This window comes from Streptomyces sp. NPDC058257, from assembly GCF_042881845.1.
GTDB lineage: Bacteria > Actinomycetota > Actinomycetes > Streptomycetales > Streptomycetaceae > Streptomyces.
Window position 1 is genome coordinate 198,097 of record NZ_JBHVXJ010000013.1, and the last position, 14,748, is coordinate 212,844.

General features: G+C 69.6%; 14 protein-coding genes. 8 read left to right on the top strand and 6 right to left on the bottom strand.

Going from position 1 to position 14,748, the window contains the following annotated elements:
* The first annotated feature begins 10 nt into the window (after positions 1-10).
* From ACFVXC_RS28450 to ACFVXC_RS28465, 4 genes are all read left to right on the top strand, one after another.
* Positions 11-1,261: an amidohydrolase family protein gene (locus tag ACFVXC_RS28450; protein ID WP_389910645.1), complete on the top strand. Its 1,251-nt coding sequence runs from the start codon at positions 11-13 to the stop codon at positions 1,259-1,261.
* A 49-nt stretch (positions 1,262-1,310) separates the two neighbouring features.
* On the top strand, positions 1,311-2,027 hold the full coding sequence (locus ACFVXC_RS28455) for a VIT family protein (RefSeq protein WP_389910511.1): 717 nt from the start codon (positions 1,311-1,313) through the stop codon (positions 2,025-2,027).
* Positions 2,028-2,188: 161 nt separating this feature from the next.
* Positions 2,189-3,073, top strand: a complete 885-nt coding sequence (locus ACFVXC_RS28460; protein ID WP_389910514.1) for a sterol desaturase family protein — start codon at positions 2,189-2,191, stop codon at positions 3,071-3,073.
* Entirely contained in the window at positions 3,070-3,864 is a 795-nt protein-coding gene (locus ACFVXC_RS28465) for a lysoplasmalogenase (protein ID WP_389910516.1), read from the top strand. The genes ACFVXC_RS28460 and ACFVXC_RS28465 overlap by 4 nt, the downstream gene beginning before the upstream one ends.
* Here ACFVXC_RS28465 and ACFVXC_RS28470 read toward each other — a convergent pair.
* The 3 genes from ACFVXC_RS28470 to ACFVXC_RS28480 form a co-directional block, all read right to left on the bottom strand.
* A complete protein-coding gene (locus tag ACFVXC_RS28470; protein WP_389910518.1) occupies positions 3,794-4,852 on the bottom strand; it encodes a CopD family protein in 1,059 nt (352 codons plus the stop codon). The two genes, ACFVXC_RS28465 and ACFVXC_RS28470, sit on opposite strands and share 71 nt — an antisense overlap.
* A 545-nt stretch (positions 4,853-5,397) precedes the next feature.
* Positions 5,398-6,984, bottom strand: a complete 1,587-nt coding sequence (locus tag ACFVXC_RS28475) for a S8 family serine peptidase (RefSeq protein WP_389910521.1) — start codon at positions 6,982-6,984, stop codon at positions 5,398-5,400.
* A gap of 14 nt (positions 6,985-6,998) precedes the next feature.
* Positions 6,999-8,531 (bottom strand): S8 family serine peptidase, encoded by a 1,533-nt coding sequence (locus ACFVXC_RS28480; RefSeq protein WP_389910524.1) that lies wholly within the window; start codon positions 8,529-8,531, stop codon positions 6,999-7,001.
* Between the two features lie 327 nt (positions 8,532-8,858).
* On the opposite strand from ACFVXC_RS28480, the gene ACFVXC_RS28485 reads away from it, so the two are divergent.
* The 3 genes from ACFVXC_RS28485 to moaA all read left to right on the top strand — a co-directional run bounded on the left by ACFVXC_RS28485 (position 8,859) and on the right by moaA (position 12,043).
* Positions 8,859-9,227, top strand: a complete 369-nt coding sequence (locus tag ACFVXC_RS28485) for a DUF485 domain-containing protein (protein ID WP_389910527.1) — start codon at positions 8,859-8,861, stop codon at positions 9,225-9,227.
* Positions 9,224-10,855 (top strand): cation acetate symporter, encoded by a 1,632-nt coding sequence (locus tag ACFVXC_RS28490; RefSeq protein ID WP_389910530.1) that lies wholly within the window; start codon positions 9,224-9,226, stop codon positions 10,853-10,855. Before ACFVXC_RS28485 ends, ACFVXC_RS28490 begins: the two co-directional genes overlap by 4 nt.
* Positions 10,856-11,035: 180 nt before the next feature.
* A complete protein-coding gene (moaA, locus tag ACFVXC_RS28495; protein ID WP_389910533.1) occupies positions 11,036-12,043 on the top strand; it encodes a GTP 3',8-cyclase MoaA in 1,008 nt (335 codons plus the stop codon).
* On the opposite strand, the gene ACFVXC_RS28500 is transcribed toward moaA, so the two are convergent.
* Both ACFVXC_RS28500 and ACFVXC_RS28505 read right to left on the bottom strand, forming a co-directional pair.
* On the bottom strand, positions 12,040-12,267 hold the full coding sequence (locus ACFVXC_RS28500) for a hypothetical protein (RefSeq protein WP_389910535.1): 228 nt from the start codon (positions 12,265-12,267) through the stop codon (positions 12,040-12,042). The two genes, moaA and ACFVXC_RS28500, sit on opposite strands and share 4 nt — an antisense overlap.
* A gap of 189 nt (positions 12,268-12,456) precedes the next feature.
* Positions 12,457-12,846 carry a DUF3099 domain-containing protein gene (locus ACFVXC_RS28505; protein WP_389910537.1) on the bottom strand — a complete coding sequence of 130 codons (390 nt, stop codon included), beginning with the start codon at positions 12,844-12,846 and terminating at the stop codon, positions 12,457-12,459.
* 215 nt (positions 12,847-13,061) lie between these two features.
* On the opposite strand from ACFVXC_RS28505, the gene ACFVXC_RS28510 reads away from it, so the two are divergent.
* Positions 13,062-13,340, top strand: a complete 279-nt coding sequence (locus tag ACFVXC_RS28510; RefSeq protein ID WP_383280725.1) for a GlsB/YeaQ/YmgE family stress response membrane protein — start codon at positions 13,062-13,064, stop codon at positions 13,338-13,340.
* A 71-nt stretch (positions 13,341-13,411) separates the two neighbouring features.
* Here ACFVXC_RS28510 and tyrS read toward each other — a convergent pair whose 3' ends face one another.
* Positions 13,412-14,680, bottom strand: a complete 1,269-nt coding sequence (gene tyrS, locus ACFVXC_RS28515; protein ID WP_389910540.1) for a tyrosine--tRNA ligase — start codon at positions 14,678-14,680, stop codon at positions 13,412-13,414.
* Between the last annotated feature and the right edge of the window lie 68 nt (positions 14,681-14,748).

Below are 14,748 nucleotides of genomic sequence, written 5' to 3' on the forward strand. Positions count from 1 at the left end.
GAGCGGATCCATGAGTGAGAACACGGCCGAAGAGCGCTACACCGTCATCTCGGCCGACTGCCACGCGGGCGCCGATCTCCTGGACTACAAGCCCTACTTGGAGTCCGGCTTCCACGACGCGTTCGACGCGTGGGCGGCCACCTACGTCAATCCGTACGAGGACCTGCTCGCCGACACCGCCGACCGCAACTGGAACTCCGGCCGCCGCCTCGCCGAACTGGAGAAGGACGGCATCGTCGCCGAGGTCGTCTTCCCGAACACCATCCCGCCGTTCTTCCCGACCGCCTCCCTGATGGCCCCGGCGCCCACGCGTGCGGAGTTCGAGCAGCGCTGGGCGGGTCTGCGCGCCCACAACCGCTGGCTCGCCGACTTCTGCGCCGCGGCCCCGGGCCGCAGGGCGGGCGTTTTCCAGATCCTCCTGAACGACGTGGACGAGGCCGTCAAGGAGATCCACCGCTCGGCCGACGCGGGTCTGAGCGGCGGCCTGCTGCTGCCCGGCACGCCACCGGGCAGCGGACTCCCTGAGCTCTACTCGGCGGCGTACGACCCGATCTGGGCGGCCTGTGCCGAGCGCGGCGTACCGGTCAACCACCATGCGGGCTCCGCGTCGCCGCCGCTGGGCGACGAACCGGCCGCGCGGGCCGTCTTCATGGTGGAGACCACGTGGTTCTCGCACCGGGCGCTGTGGCACCTGGTGTTCGGCGGCGCCTTCCGGCGCCACCCCGAGCTGCGGCTGGTGCTCACCGAGCAGGGATCGGGCTGGATCCCGGGTGTGCTCGACATGCTGGACTACTACCACGGGCGCCTGGTCGCGGCGGCGTCGAAGGCGGACACCGCCGGGACCGCGGAGGCGAAGTTCGGTGCGGGGCTGGCCGATTCGATGGGCAAGGGCCCGTCCGAGGTCTGGCGCGAGAACTGCTTCGTCGGTGCGAGTTTCATGCGCCCGCACGAGGCGCTGATGAGGGACCGGATCGGCCTGGACAAGATCATGTGGGGCAGCGACTATCCGCACGACGAGGGCACGCACCCGTACTCGCGCGAAGGTCTCCGCATCGCCTACGCGGGCCTGCCGAAGGACGAGATAGCGGCCATGGTCGGAGGCAACGCGGCCGGTGTCTACGGCTTCGACCTGGAGCGGCTCGGGGCGATCGCCGCGCGCGTGGGACCGACGGTCCAGGAACTGGACGAGCCCCTCAAGGAGACACCGGCAGGAGCGACGAGCCCGGTGTTCGCCAAGGGAGGGGCGGCGCGCGTCTGGTGACGGCGTGCCCCTGCCGAACTCGCCCACCCGGGGGTGAGACCCTCCCCGGGTGAGCGATCAGGCAGCTGGACATGACGAACCGCACGGCGGCGCTCTCGCGTCGCGCCTCAACTGGCTGCGTGCGGCGGTGCTCGGGGCCAACGACGGCATCGTCTCCACGGCGGGACTCGTCGTCGGCGTGGCGGGTGCGACCGGCGACCGCAGCACGCTGCTCACGGCCGGACTCGCCGGGCTGCTCGCCGGTTCGATGTCGATGGCCGCGGGCGAGTACGTCTCCGTGTCCACCCAGCGCGACTCCGAGAAGGCCGCCCTCGCCATGGAGAAGCGCGAGCTGCGGGAGCAGCCCGAGGCCGAACTGGTCGAGCTGACGGATCTCCTGGCGGACCGGGGGCTGAGCCGCGAGGTGGCAAGGGAGGCGGCCGAGCAGCTCACCGAGCGGGACGCGCTGCGGGCGCACGCGCGCGTGGAGCTCGGTATCGACCCCGACGAACTCACCAACCCGTGGCACGCCGCCTGGGCCAGCTTCGTGGCCTTCACGGTGGGCGCGCTCCTTCCGCTTCTCGCCATCGTCCTGCCGCCCGCCGACTGGCGTCTTGGGGTCACCGTCGTCTCGGTCCTCGGCGCGCTCGCCCTCACGGGCTGGAGCAGCGCGCGGCTCGGCTCGGCGCAGGTGCGGCCCGCCGTGGTGCGCAACATAGGGGGAGGGGCGCTCGCGATGGCGGTGACGTACGGGGCGGGGGCGCTGCTCGGGGCGGTGGGTGTCTGAGCGTGCGCGTTTGTCTGCGCGTGCGCGTTTGTCCGAGCGCCCGCGTTTGTCCGAGCGTCCGCTTTTGGCGGAGATCACCAACGTTCACCGCCTTACCGCTGGTAATACTTGTCGGTAACTACGTCTAGCGGCGGCCGACGACGGGCCCTTACGGTGCACGCATGCCGCCGAACCTGCCCGATGTCGTGCTGTGGTCCATCCCCGCCTTCGTGCTGCTCACCGTGGTGGAGATCGTGAGCCACCGGATCCATCCCGACGAGGACGAAGCCGGGTACGAGACGAAGGACGCCGCCACCTCCATCACCATGGGGCTCGGCAGCCTCGTCTTCGACTTCCTGTGGAAGATCCCCATCGTCGCGATCTACACGGCGGTGTACGCGCTGACGCCGCTGCACATCCCCGTCCTGTGGTGGACGATCCCGCTGATGCTGCTCGGGCAGGACTTCTTCTACTACTGGTCGCACCGCGGGCACCACGTCATCCGCATCCTGTGGGCCTGCCACGTCGTGCACCACTCGAGCCGCAAGTTCAACCTCACGACGGCGCTGCGCCAGCCCTGGACCAGCCTGACGGTCTGGCCGTTCTACATCCCGCTGATCGCCCTCGGCGTGCACCCGGCGGCGCTCGCGTTCTGCTCGTCGGCGAACCTCGTCTACCAGTTCTGGATCCACACCGAACGCATCGGCAAGCTGCCACGGCCCTTCGAGTTCGTCTTCAACACGCCCTCCCACCACCGCGTCCACCACGCGTCGCAGGGCGGCTACCTCGACCGCAACTTCGGCGGCATCCTGATCATCTGGGACCGCTTCTTCGGCTCCTGGGTCGCGGAGACGGACCCCCCGGTCTACGGCCTCACGAAGAACATCGCCACGCACAACCCACTGCGAGTGGCCACGCACGAGTACGCGGCGATAGCCGAGGACCTCAGGAAGGCGACCAGCTGGCGCGAGCGGGGCGGACGACTGTTCCGGGGGCCGGGCTGGCAGCCACAGGCGCGGACGGCGCCACAGGCGGCACCAGAGCCGGTGGCGGAGGGCGCGGCATGAGCCCTGTCCCCGTGGTGGGCAGGCCTTCCGCGAGGCGGAACTGGGCACGTCCCGCGGCGCCGGGCGGCGAACCAGAGGCGTCCGCCGGAGCGCGGCTGCTCCTCGCGACGTTCGGCCTCGCCGCAGTCGGCGACCTGGCGGCACTCCTGGCCGACTCGGACGCGGCCCACGCCGTCTTCAAGCCCCTCCTCATGCCGCTCCTGGCGGCGTACGTGTTCACGGTCAAAGGCCCGCGCCTACTGGCCGCCGCTCTCCTCTTCGGCTGGGGAGGCGACACCCTCCTCCTCTTCGACGCCGACCCCGCGTTCCTGGCGGGAATGGGCTCCTTCGCGGCAGGCCACATCTGCTACCTCGTCCTCTTCAAGCGCCATGGCTCCAAGCGCGGCGGCACGTCACGCGCGCGCGGCGCATGCCTGGTGGCCGCGTACGCCACCGCCCTCATCGGCACGGTCGCCCTGCTCTGGCCGGACCTCCCCGCGGACATGCGCGGTCCGGTGGCGGGCTACAGCCTGCTGCTCACCGCGATGGCGTTCGCCGCCACGAGGCTGGGGCTCATCGCGGCGGCGGGCGGCGCGCTGTTCCTCCTGTCGGACACCCTCATCGCGACCGGCGTCGCCGAGTGGCCACAGGCCCCGCGCCCCGACTTCTGGATCATGCTCACCTATATCGCCGCGCAGTTCCTGCTGGTCAGAGGCGTACTAGAGGCACGCCCCGCGCGACTCACCAGCGAATCGGCAGCGGCAACGCCGTCAGGAGCGCCGACACCGCCACGACCAGACCGAGCGCGATGACCTCCCCGCGCGCGGGGGAGTACGCGGAGACCGGGTCGGTGGCCCTGCGCAGCCGTCGGCGCGCGAGCAGGGCGAGGGCGGCCACGACCACCACCAGGAGCACCTTGGCGAGCAGCGTGCGCCCGTAGGCCGTGTCCGTGAGCTGACCGACGACCGTGCTCGCCGGCATCCGGCGCAGAGTGCTGCACACCCCTGTCACCGTGATCGCGGCGAACAGAACGGCCGCCACGCGCGCGTAGAGCCCCAGTACCGCCGCGCCCGCCTCCGGGGCGAACGGCCGCCACAGCCGCAGCATGCGCATCACCTGCAACAGGCCGCCCGCCCACAGCACCCCGCAGGTCAGATGCACCAGCGTCAGACCGGTGCCGATGAGAGGGGCGTCCTCCACCGGAGAGTGGGCCCGCAGCGCCTCCGCCACGATCACGGCGGCCAGCGGAAGCGCGGCAGTGGAAGGCCGCCGTGAGCGCGAGCAGAGCAGCGCCACGATGAAGGCGTTGACCTCCAGGAGCGCCAGCCTGCCGTCCCGTGACGCGTAGAGGCCGCCGATGTCCATGTCGGAGAGCCGGTGAGGCACCAGGTTGCCGGTGGCCACCACCGAAGCGAGGCCGAGCGCGGCGACGATGCCGGCGCCCGCCGCGTACGCCGCCCAGCTCCGCGGCTCACGGTCCAGCGGCGCCCCCGGCACCCTGCGGGCCAGACGGATCGCGTAGATCTCGCCCAACTGCACGCACAGCGCGGCGAACGTGACCGTCCGCAGGAACGTGATCCCGGCCGTGCCGGGCGCCTCGGCCTCCCCGGTGCCGTTCAGCGCCGCCGACGGGCCGAGCAGGGGGATGAGGGCGGCGACGAGCACCAGGACGAGCACGGCGACCGCGCGGGCCGTGGAGGGGCGTCGGCGCGGCGCGCTGTGCGAGGCGTGGGGCGTGGCGGCGACCGCGTCCGCCGAGGCCTCGCCGCCGGAGTCGGCGGACGGTTGTATGGAGCTCACCACATGATCTTCACCAGGTGCACCCTTAACGGGCAAGTCCTGGCAAACAACTGGCTGAAGGTCATTCCGCCCGGCGGAAGCTTCGCGGGCGGCGTACCGGTTCGTGCCACTGCGTGGGAGCGGCGGCCGTCCACCCGCGTCTGATCTCCTTCTCCGGCTCCGACCTCCGGCTCCGACCTCCGGCTCCGACGGCTGGAGGTCCCAGCCCAGCGGGGCGGCCATCCGCACCACGTAGGAGCCGCCGACGCCGCGCCAGAACCGCAGCGGGACCACACACACCCTGGGCGGCTCCGGGGTCCTGGGGTCCTTCGGGGCCGACAGCTTCCTCGTCCGCTTGTCGAGACCACCCACCACACGGGCAGCACGGTCACCGTGGCCACGAACGGGAGCACCAGCCGTCAGGCGGGCCGGACGGGCCCGGGCACCCCGCTGTCCGTGTCGGCGGAGCCGAGTGCGGAATTCCGGTACTCGTCCATGGGACGAGATCCTCTCGCGAAGGGCCGGGCGGCACACAGCCGCCCGGCCCGGTCCGCCTTACGAACCCGCTACCTCCGCACGGCGTCGAGTGCGTCGATCATGCCCACGCCGTAGAAGCCGTTCCTGTTCTTGCCGCCCGCGCAGACCGCGTCGACCTTGCCGTCACCGTCGATGTCGTACGGATCGGTGCACTTCATGGCATCGGCCTCGCCGTAGAGCAGCGCCTTCACCTTCGCCGAAGACGCGTGCGGGTGGGCCGACTTGATGAGCGCGGCGACGCCCGCGGCGTGCGGTGACGCCATCGACGTACCCGCCTTGTAGCCGAACTTGCCGCCCGGAAGCGTCGACAGGATGCGGCCGTCCGTGGCCGGTGCGTCCGGCGTCTGGAACTTCGTGGAGTCGCCGCCCGGCGCCGCGATGTCGATGACGCCCTTGCCGTAGTTCGAGTACGAGGACTTGATGCCCTTGGCGCCGGTGGCCGAGACGGTCACCACACCCGGAAGCTGCGACGGGATGTCGAAGCAGTCCGCGGTCTTGATCGTCCGCGGCACCGGCGTCGTGTCGTCCGGGCTGGAGTCGTCGACGATCTCGTCCTGCGCGAGGTCCGTCTCGGCGTTACCGGCCGCCGCGACGTTCACCGCACCCTTGCGCTCCGCGTAACGGGTGGCCCGCCCGACGGCGTCGACCAGGGCCTTCTGGTCGTCGTCCGTCTTGCAGTTGAAGAGCCACGGGTCGGTGTAGTAGCTGGAGTTGGTGACGTCGACCCCGTGATCGGCCGCCCACATGAAGCCGCAGACCACGGCCTCCGTGTAGTACATGCCGGTCTCCGGCTCGGCCACCTTCAGGCTCGCCACCTTCACGCCCGGAGCGACGCCGGTGACGCCGGTGCCGTTCTTCGCGGCGGCGATCGTGCCCGCCACGTGCATGCCGTGGTCGCTCTCCCCGGCCACCGGACGCCACGCGTCGCCCTTCTGCACGGGCACGCCGCCCAGGCAGCTCGCGGACGCCTTCGCGTCGAAGTTCGGCGCGATGTCCGGGTGCGTGTCGTCCACGCCGGAGTCCAGGACGCCGACGGTGACCTTGGAGCTGCCCAGGGACTCCTTGTGGGCCTTGTCCGCCTTGATGGCGGGCAGGTCCCACTGGAGCGGCTCCAGCTCGTCCTGGCCCGGGGCCGCCTGCCCTGCCGCCTGCTTCGCCTCGGCGGCACTCAGTGGCCGGTCGGCCTCCAGCGCGTCGTCGGACTGCGCGGACAGCGGAGCCGTACGGGTGGCGCCCGCCGAAGCGACGCCCTTCGCCCCGCGGATCTTCTTGGCGAAGTCCGCGTCCGACGAGTGGACGACGATCACGCCGATCCTGTCGTACGCGATGACGACCTTGCCGCCCGCCTTGGCGATGGCCTTCTTCACGTACGCCGATGTCTTGCCGGACGGCGAACCGCCGTGCCCGGCGCGGACATTGACGACGTAGCTCATCGACGTGCCGTCCGTGAGGGACGCGCCGAGGCCGGACACGACGGACGACACCGGGCCGCTCGGCCCGGACGCGGCATCGGGCTGAGCCGATGCCGTGCCCGGCAGGAAGGCGACGGCCGATGCCACCGCCATGCCGAGCGGGAGTGCGAGCACGCGCCGGGAGCGCGTGAGGGGGGTGGTCATGGTGTGCGAGCCCCTCACTTCTTCACGGCGTCGAGCGCGTCGACGATCCCGCTGCCGTAGAAGCCGTTGTTGTTCTTGCCGCCCTCGCAGACGGCGTCGACCTTGCCGTCACCGTCCGGGTCGTACGGCGTCGTCGGGCAGCCCGGGTTGTCGGCCTGCTTCTTGAGAAGCCGCTGGATCTCGGCGGGGCTCGCCTTGGGGTGCGTCGACTTCAGGAGCGCGGCCACGCCCGCGGCGTGCGGTGACGCCATCGACGTGCCCTGCAGCCAGCCGTACTGGTTGCCCGGCATCGTGGAGAGGATGCGGCCGTTCTTCGAGGGGGTGTCGGCCGGGATCTGGCGGGCGTCGCCACCCGGGGCGGCGATGTCGATGACGCCCTTGCCGTACGTGGAGTAGTACGACTTGAGGTTCTGCACGCCCGTCGCGCTGACCGTGACCACGCCGGGAAGCTGCGTCGGGATGTCGAAGCACTTGGACGGGTCGATGGTGCGCGGCACCGGCGTCGAGTCGTCCGGGCTCGAATCGTCCAGGATCTCGTCGGCGGCGAGGTCGTGGTTGGAGTTGCCCGCCGACGCGAGGTTCAGGGTGCCCTTCTTCTGGGCGTACAGCTGGGCCCGGTTGACCGCGTCGACGATGGCCCGCTGGTCCGGGTCGTCCATGCAGTTGTAGAGCCACGGGTCCACGTAGTAGCTGTTGTTCGTGACCTCGATGCCCTTGTCGGCGGCGAACACGAAGGCGCAGACGACGCTCTCCGGGTAGAACAGCTCGCTGACCGGGTCGGCCACCTTGATGCCCGCGACCTTCACGCCGGGCGCGACGCCCGCGACGCCCACGCCGTTGCGCGCGGCGGCTATCTCGCCGGCCACGTGCGTGCCGTGGTAGTGGTCCGGCTTCTCCGGGCGCCAGGCGCCGGGCGAGGTGTCCGCCTTGCCGCCGACACAGCTCGCCGACTGCGAGGCCGAGAAGTTGGGCGCGAGGTCGGGGTGGGTGTCGTCGACTCCGGTGTCGATGACGCCGACGGTGACCTTCTTGCTGCCCGGGTTTATCTTCGCTGCCTTGTCGGCGCCTATCGCGCGCAGATCCCACTGGTCGGCCTCGAGCGGCTCGGCGCCCGCGTCGGCCCGCGCCTTGAGCGACTTGGCCTCGGACTTCGACAGGAGGGTCGGTGCGCCCTCCTCCGTCGTGCCCGCCGCCGTCAGGGGCGAGGTGCGGGTCGCGCCCGCGGAGTGGACGCCCCTGACCTTACGCAGCTCCTTGCCGAAGTCGGGGTTGGCCGAGTGCGCGACGATGACGCCGATCTTCGGGTACGCGACGACGACGGAACCGTCAGCCTTGGCGATCGCCCTTTTGACGTACGCGATCGTCTTGGCGTCCGTGCGGGTGTTGACGACGTACGCGAGTTTCGGGGCCTCTGCCCTGGCCGACGCGGTGGCGGGGGCGTCGGGGGCCGCGGTCGCGATGCCCGGGGCGAAACCGACCGACGCGGCGAGCGCTATGCCGAGGGGCACGGTGAGCGCGATTCGGCGTCTGGAACGCAGATGAGCCATGGGGTCTCCACATCATCCGGATACGTGAACTGCCCGAACACATCTAGTGATCGGGCAGGTACATGACGGGGCGTGCAGGGTGAAGCTATCCCCAGAACTCCCAGGCCAGCAATGGATTCCGGAAGAAAGCAGCGCACCGTGCCGCGCCATGCGTGCCGTCATGACGTTGAACCGTTAACAGAGGCAACATCAACCCCCCTGTCGGATCACGCCTCGTGGCCTTAGCATCGCCATCCGTGGCTCACGTGATCCGTATCACTGCCGGATCGAAGAGAGTCCATGGATCAGCTGTCCGTCCCCACCGCACCCGCACCACGAGGAGACTCCGTGGCCCCCGAAGCATCCCCACCGTCCAAGGACGGAGAAGCCCCCGCTCCGTACGCGCCGACCACGGCAGAATTCCTCGAGGAACAAGCGGGCCCCGAGTTCGGTGAACTCCGCAAGGCACACCGCTCCTTCGCCTTTCCGCTCACCGTCGCCTTCATCGTCTGGTACCTGGCGTACGTGCTGCTCTCGAACTACGCGGGTGACTTCATGGGCACCCAGCTGTTCGGCAATATCAACGTCGCCCTCGTCCTCGGCCTCGCGCAGTTCCTGACCACGTTCCTCATCGCCTGGTGGTACTCCCGCCACGCGGCCACCAAGCTCGACCCCAAGGCCGAGGCGATCAAGTCCCGTATGGAGGGCGGCGCATGAGCCCCGCGCTGAACACCACAGTCCTGGCCGCGGGTGAGGCGAGCGAGCACCGGCCGCTGATCATCTCCCTGTTCGCCGTCTTCGTCGTCGCCACTCTGGTCATCACCGTCTGGGCAGGACGCCAGACCAAGAGCGCCGCCGACTTCTACGCGGGCGGCCGCCAGTTCACCGCCTTCCAGAACGGCCTCGCGGTCTCCGGCGACTACATGTCGGCCGCGTCCTTCCTCGGTATCGCGGGCGCCATCGCGCTCTTCGGCTACGACGGCTTCCTGTACTCCATCGGCTTCCTGGTCGCCTGGCTCGTGGCGCTCCTCCTGGTCGCCGAACCGCTGCGCAACTCCGGCCGCTACACGATGGGCGACGTCCTCGCCTACCGCATGCGCCAGCGCCCAGTACGTACTGCCGCCGGCACGTCCACGATCATCGTGTCGATCTTCTACCTGCTCGCGCAGATGGCGGGCGCGGGCGTCCTCGTCTCGCTGCTTCTCGGCATCATGTCCGACGCGGGCAAGGTCGCGATCGTCGCTCTCGTCGGCCTGCTGATGATCGTGTACGTCACCATCGGCGGCATGAAGGGGACCACGTGGGTCCAGATGGTGAAGGCCGTCCTGCTCATCGCGGGCACGCTCCTCCTGACCTTCCTGGTCCTCCTGAAGTTCGACTTCAACATCTCGGACCTGCTCGGCACGGCCGCCTCCAACAGCGGTCAGGGCACCAAGTTCCTCGAACCGGGGCTCAAGTACGGCGCCACGTCCACCTCGAAGCTGGACTTCATCTCGCTCGGCATCGCCCTGGTGCTCGGCACCGCGGGCCTGCCGCACATCCTGATCCGCTTCTACACGGTGCCGACAGCCAAGGCCGCGCGTAAGTCCGTGAACTGGGCGATCGGCATCATCGGCGCCTTCTATCTGATGACGATCGCGCTCGGCTTCGGTGCCGCGGCGCTCATCAAGCCGGCCGAGATCATCGCGTCCAACCCGGCGGGCAATACGGCGGCGCCACTGCTCGCACTCCATCTGGGCGGCGTCGACTCGTCGTGGGGCGCGATCCTGCTCGCCACGATCTCCGCGGTCGCGTTCGCCACGATCCTCGCGGTCGTCGCCGGCCTGACGCTCGCCTCGTCCTCGTCGTTCGCGCACGACATCTACGCCAACGTCATCAAGAAGGGCAAGGCCACCGAGAAGCAGGAGATGAAGGCGGCCCGCTGGGCGACGGTCTTCATCGGCATCGTCTCCATCGCCCTCGGCGCGCTCGCCCGCGACCTGAACGTGGCGGGCCTCGTCGCGCTCGCCTTCGCCGTCGCGGCCTCCGCCAACCTGCCGACGATCCTCTACAGCCTCTTCTGGAAGCGCTTCACCACGCAGGGCGCGCTCTGGTCGATCTACGGAGGCCTCTTCACGGCGGTCTTCCTGGTGCTGTTCTCGCCGGTCGTCTCGGGCAACCCGAAGACGTCGATGTTCAAGGGCGTCGACTTCCACTGGTTCCCGCTGGAGAACCCGGGCCTCATCTCGATCCCGGTGGGCTTCCTGCTCGGCTGGCTCGGCACGCTCCTGTCGAAGGAGGAGCCCGACAAGGGCAAGTACGCGGAGCTTGAGGTGCGGTCCCTCACGGGTACCGGAGCCCTCTGAGCCCGCCTGCCCCCTCTGGAACACGCACGTCAGCGGCCGCGTCGTAGATCATTGGTAGATCTCTACGACGCGGCCGTGCCGCTCCTCGTGGGATCGGGCCCGGGTCGGTGTCAGTCCCGTCGCGTAGGCTCGTGGTATCCGAACCGAACCGGCTCAAGCAGGATCAGGGAGGGGGCCCACGTGCTCATCGACACCTACGGCCGAGTGGCCACCGATCTCCGGGTTTCGCTGACCGACAAATGCAATCTGCGGTGCACGTACTGCATGCCCGAAGAGGGCCTGCAGTGGCTGTCCAAGTCCGACCTTCTCAGCGACGACGAGATCGTCCGCCTCGTCCGGATCGCCGTGACGCAGCTCGGCATCACCGAGGTCCGCTTCACCGGCGGCGAGCCGCTCCTGCGCCCCGGCCTCGTCGGCATCGTCGAGCGCTGCGCCCAGCTGGAGCCGCGCCCCAGGATGTCCCTGACGACGAACGGCATCGGACTCAAGCGCACCGCCAAGGCCCTCAAGGCCGCGGGCCTCGACCGGGTCAACGTCTCCCTGGACACGCTGCGCCCGGACGTCTTCAAGACCCTCACCCGCCGCGACCGCCACAAGGACGTCCTGGAGGGCCTCGAGGCCGCCCGCGACGCGGGTCTGACCCCGGTCAAGGTCAACACGGTCCTGATGCCGGGCCTGAACGACGACGAGGCCCCGGACCTGCTCGCCTGGGCCGTCGAGAACGACTACGAACTGCGTTTCATCGAGCAGATGCCGCTGGACGCCCAGCACGGCTGGAAGCGCGACGGCATGATCACCGCCGGTGACATCCTGGAGTCGCTGCGTACGCGCTTCGAGCTCACCGAAGAGGGCTCCGGTGAGCGCGGCTCCGCGCCGGCCGAGCGCTGGCTCGTGGACGGCGGCCCCCATCGCGTCGGCGTCATCGCCTCCGTCACCCGCCCGTTCTGCTCGGCCTGCGACCGCACCCGCCTCACGGCCGACGGTCAGGTCCGCACGTGCCTGTTCGCCTCCGAGGAGACCGACCTGCGGGCGGCCCTGCGGGCGAACGAAGAGGACAGCGAGTCCGGCTCGGACGAGGCGATCGCGCGCATATGGAAGCTCGCGATGTGGGGCAAGAAGGCGGGTTCGGGCCTCGACGACCCGACGTTCCTGCAGCCCGAGCGCCCGATGTCGGCGATCGGCGGCTAGGAGTCGGAGGGCTCGCTGCGCGCTTCCCACTCGGCCAGCGGCACGACGTCCTTCAACATGCTGCGTACGCCCAGGAATTGAGAGAGGTGCTCGCGGTGTTCCTCACATGCGAGCCACGTCTTGCGGCGCTCCGGAGTGTGGATCTTCGGGTTGTTCCACGCGAGCACCCACACCGCGGCGGCGCGGCAGCCCTTGGCGGAACAGATCGGTGTTTCGTCGCTCACAGATAACGTCCAAGTGCGTTCAAAACAAGGCGACGCCGAGCAGCCACGGGGGGAGCTGCCCGGCGTCGGTCTGTCGCTCCGACGGGGGATGCGGAGCGCGTACGAAGTATGTCATGGGGGACCCAGTGCCTGGCACCGGAACTACATGATTGATCTGAGGTTTTCTTGAGCTTGGCGCAACGTCGACGGTCAGTTCTGGTGACCTGACGGGGTGTTGGGCTCGTCCGGCGCGGGGCCGGTTCCGGCTTCCGGGACGGGTTCCGCGGACTCGCCGTGCGCCGTCGGCGGCGGGAGTATCGGCCGGGACGGTGCCGGTACGAAGGTCGACGGCAGCGAAGGAATGTTCTCCCGGCCCGCGTTGGCGATCACGACGGAGATGTACGGGAGGAGGATGCCGAGCACCAGAGCGACGAGGGCGACATGCCGCTCGACGTTCCACAGCACCGCCGCGGCAATGACCGAAAGAGTACGGATCGACATCGAGATCACGTACCGGCGCTGCCTGCCGCGCACATCGTCCGCCAGTGACTGCCGGGCCCCTGTGATCCGGAAGACCTGGGCGCCGCTCTGCTTCCGCATCACATTCCACCGCCTGCTCACAAGAAGCCGGGCGCTCCCCGGCCCGGACCCGCTCCACGTTACGCCGGGGCTGCGCAGCCTTCGAGACCGGGGCAGGTCCCTTCTCGGTGTCCTGCCTGCGTCATGCCACGTATGGGCCTGCCCGACATGCGCCGTATGGAGGATCGGTCGACACTGACCGTAATGCTCATGTTGAGCCGGATGAGGAGGCAGCTATGAGCTGGTTGTGGGCCATCGTCGTCGGATTCGTGCTGGGGCTTATCGCCAAGGCGATCCTGCCCGGAAAGCAGCACAGTCCGCTCTGGCTGACCACGATCTTCGGCATCATCGGCGCGATCATCGGCAACTCGCTTGCCTCTGGGTTCGGCATCGCTGACACCAAGGGCATCGACTGGGGCCGGCACGCCCTGCAACTCGTGGCGGCTCTCGTCGTCGTGGGCGTCGGAGACATGCTGTACAAGATGATCAGAGGCAACAAACAGCAGCGGGCCTGACCTGCGGGTACGCGGCATGTGGAAGGGGTCGGCCCGCACGGGCCGACCCCTTCCACATGTGTACGGGAACGTCAGCCCGCGGTGACCTCGACCGCCGCCAGGTTCTTCTTGCCCCGGCGCAGCACCAGCCAGCGCCCGTGCAGGAGCTCCTCGCGGGAGGGCACGGCGTCCTCGGAGGCGACCTTCGCGTTGTTCACGTAGGCCCCGCCCTCCTTGACCGTCCGCCGGGCCGCGGACTTGCTCGCCACCAGGCCGACCTCCGCGAGGAGGTCCACCACCGGGCCGAGCTCGCTGACCTGGACGCGCGGCAGCTCGGAGAGGGCCGCGCTCAGCGTCGCCTCGTCGAGGTCGCCGAGCTCACCCTGACCGAACAGCGCCTTGGACGCGGCGATGACCGCGGCGCACTGATCGGCGCCGTGCACCAGTGTCGTCAGCTCCTCGGCGAGCGCGCGCTGGGCCGCACGGGCCTGCGGGCGCTCCTCGGTGAGCTTCTCGAGCTCTTCGAGCTCCTCGCGGGACTTGAAGCTGAGGATGCGCGAGTACGTCGAGATGTCGCGGTCGTCCACGTTCAGCCAGAACTGGTAGAACGCGTACGGCGTGGTCATCTCCGGGTCGAGCCAGACGGCGCCGCTCTCGGACTTGCCGAACTTGGTGCCGTCCGCCTTGACCATCAGCGGTGTGCCGACGGCGTGCACGGCGGCGTCCGGCTCCAGGCGGTGGATCAGGTCGATGCCCGCTGTGAGGTTGCCCCACTGGTCGCTGCCGCCGGTCTGCAGCGTGCAGCCGTAGCGCCGGTAGAGCTCCAGGAAGTCCATGCCCTGGAGGAGCTGGTAGCTGAATTCCGTGTACGAGATGCCTTCCTGGGACTCCAGGCGGCGGGCCACGGAGTCCTTGGTCAGCATCTTGTTCACGCGGAAGTGCTTGCCGATGTCCCGCAGGAACTCGATCGCGGACATCCCCGCGGTCCAGTCCAGGTTGTTGACCATCAGCGCGGCGTTCTCGCCCTCGAAGGAGAGGAACGGCTCGATCTGCGAGCGCAGCCGGGCCACCCAGTTCCTGATCGTCTCCGGGTCGTTCAAGGTGCGCTCGGCGGTCGGCCGCGGGTCACCGATCTGGCCCGTGGCGCCGCCCACCAGGGCGAGCGGCCGATGCCCCGCGTGCTGGAGGCGGCGGACCGTGAGGACCTGCACCAGGTGTCCGACGTGCAGGCTGGCCGCGGTCGGGTCGAAGCCGCAATAGAACGTGACGGGACCGTCCGCGAGCGCCTTGCGCAGTGCGTCTTCGTCAGTGGACAGGGCGAAAAGACCCCGCCACTTCAGCTCGTCGACGATGTCCGTCACGGTCTTGTGTCTCCTTGAAAGGTTCTGCGAAAGGTTCCTGGCCGGAACCGGTTGGTACCGGCCAGTCT

Bases quoted from the DNA above. Each gene is read 5' to 3' on its own strand.
- ACFVXC_RS28480 (WP_389910524.1), bottom strand. From the start codon at position 8,531: ATGGCTCATCTGCGTTCCAGACGCCGAATCGCGCTCACCGTGCCCCTC.
- ACFVXC_RS28510 (WP_383280725.1), top strand. From the start codon at position 13,062: ATGAGCTGGTTGTGGGCCATCGTCGTCGGATTCGTGCTGGGGCTTATC.
- ACFVXC_RS28450 (WP_389910645.1), top strand. From the start codon at position 11: ATGAGTGAGAACACGGCCGAAGAGCGCTACACCGTCATCTCGGCCGAC.
- ACFVXC_RS28465 (WP_389910516.1), top strand. From the start codon at position 3,070: ATGAGCCCTGTCCCCGTGGTGGGCAGGCCTTCCGCGAGGCGGAACTGG.
- ACFVXC_RS28475 (WP_389910521.1), bottom strand. From the start codon at position 6,984: ATGACCACCCCCCTCACGCGCTCCCGGCGCGTGCTCGCACTCCCGCTC.
- ACFVXC_RS28460 (WP_389910514.1), top strand. From the start codon at position 2,189: ATGCCGCCGAACCTGCCCGATGTCGTGCTGTGGTCCATCCCCGCCTTC.
- ACFVXC_RS28505 (WP_389910537.1), bottom strand. From the start codon at position 12,846: ATGCGGAAGCAGAGCGGCGCCCAGGTCTTCCGGATCACAGGGGCCCGG.
- ACFVXC_RS28490 (WP_389910530.1), top strand. From the start codon at position 9,224: ATGAGCCCCGCGCTGAACACCACAGTCCTGGCCGCGGGTGAGGCGAGC.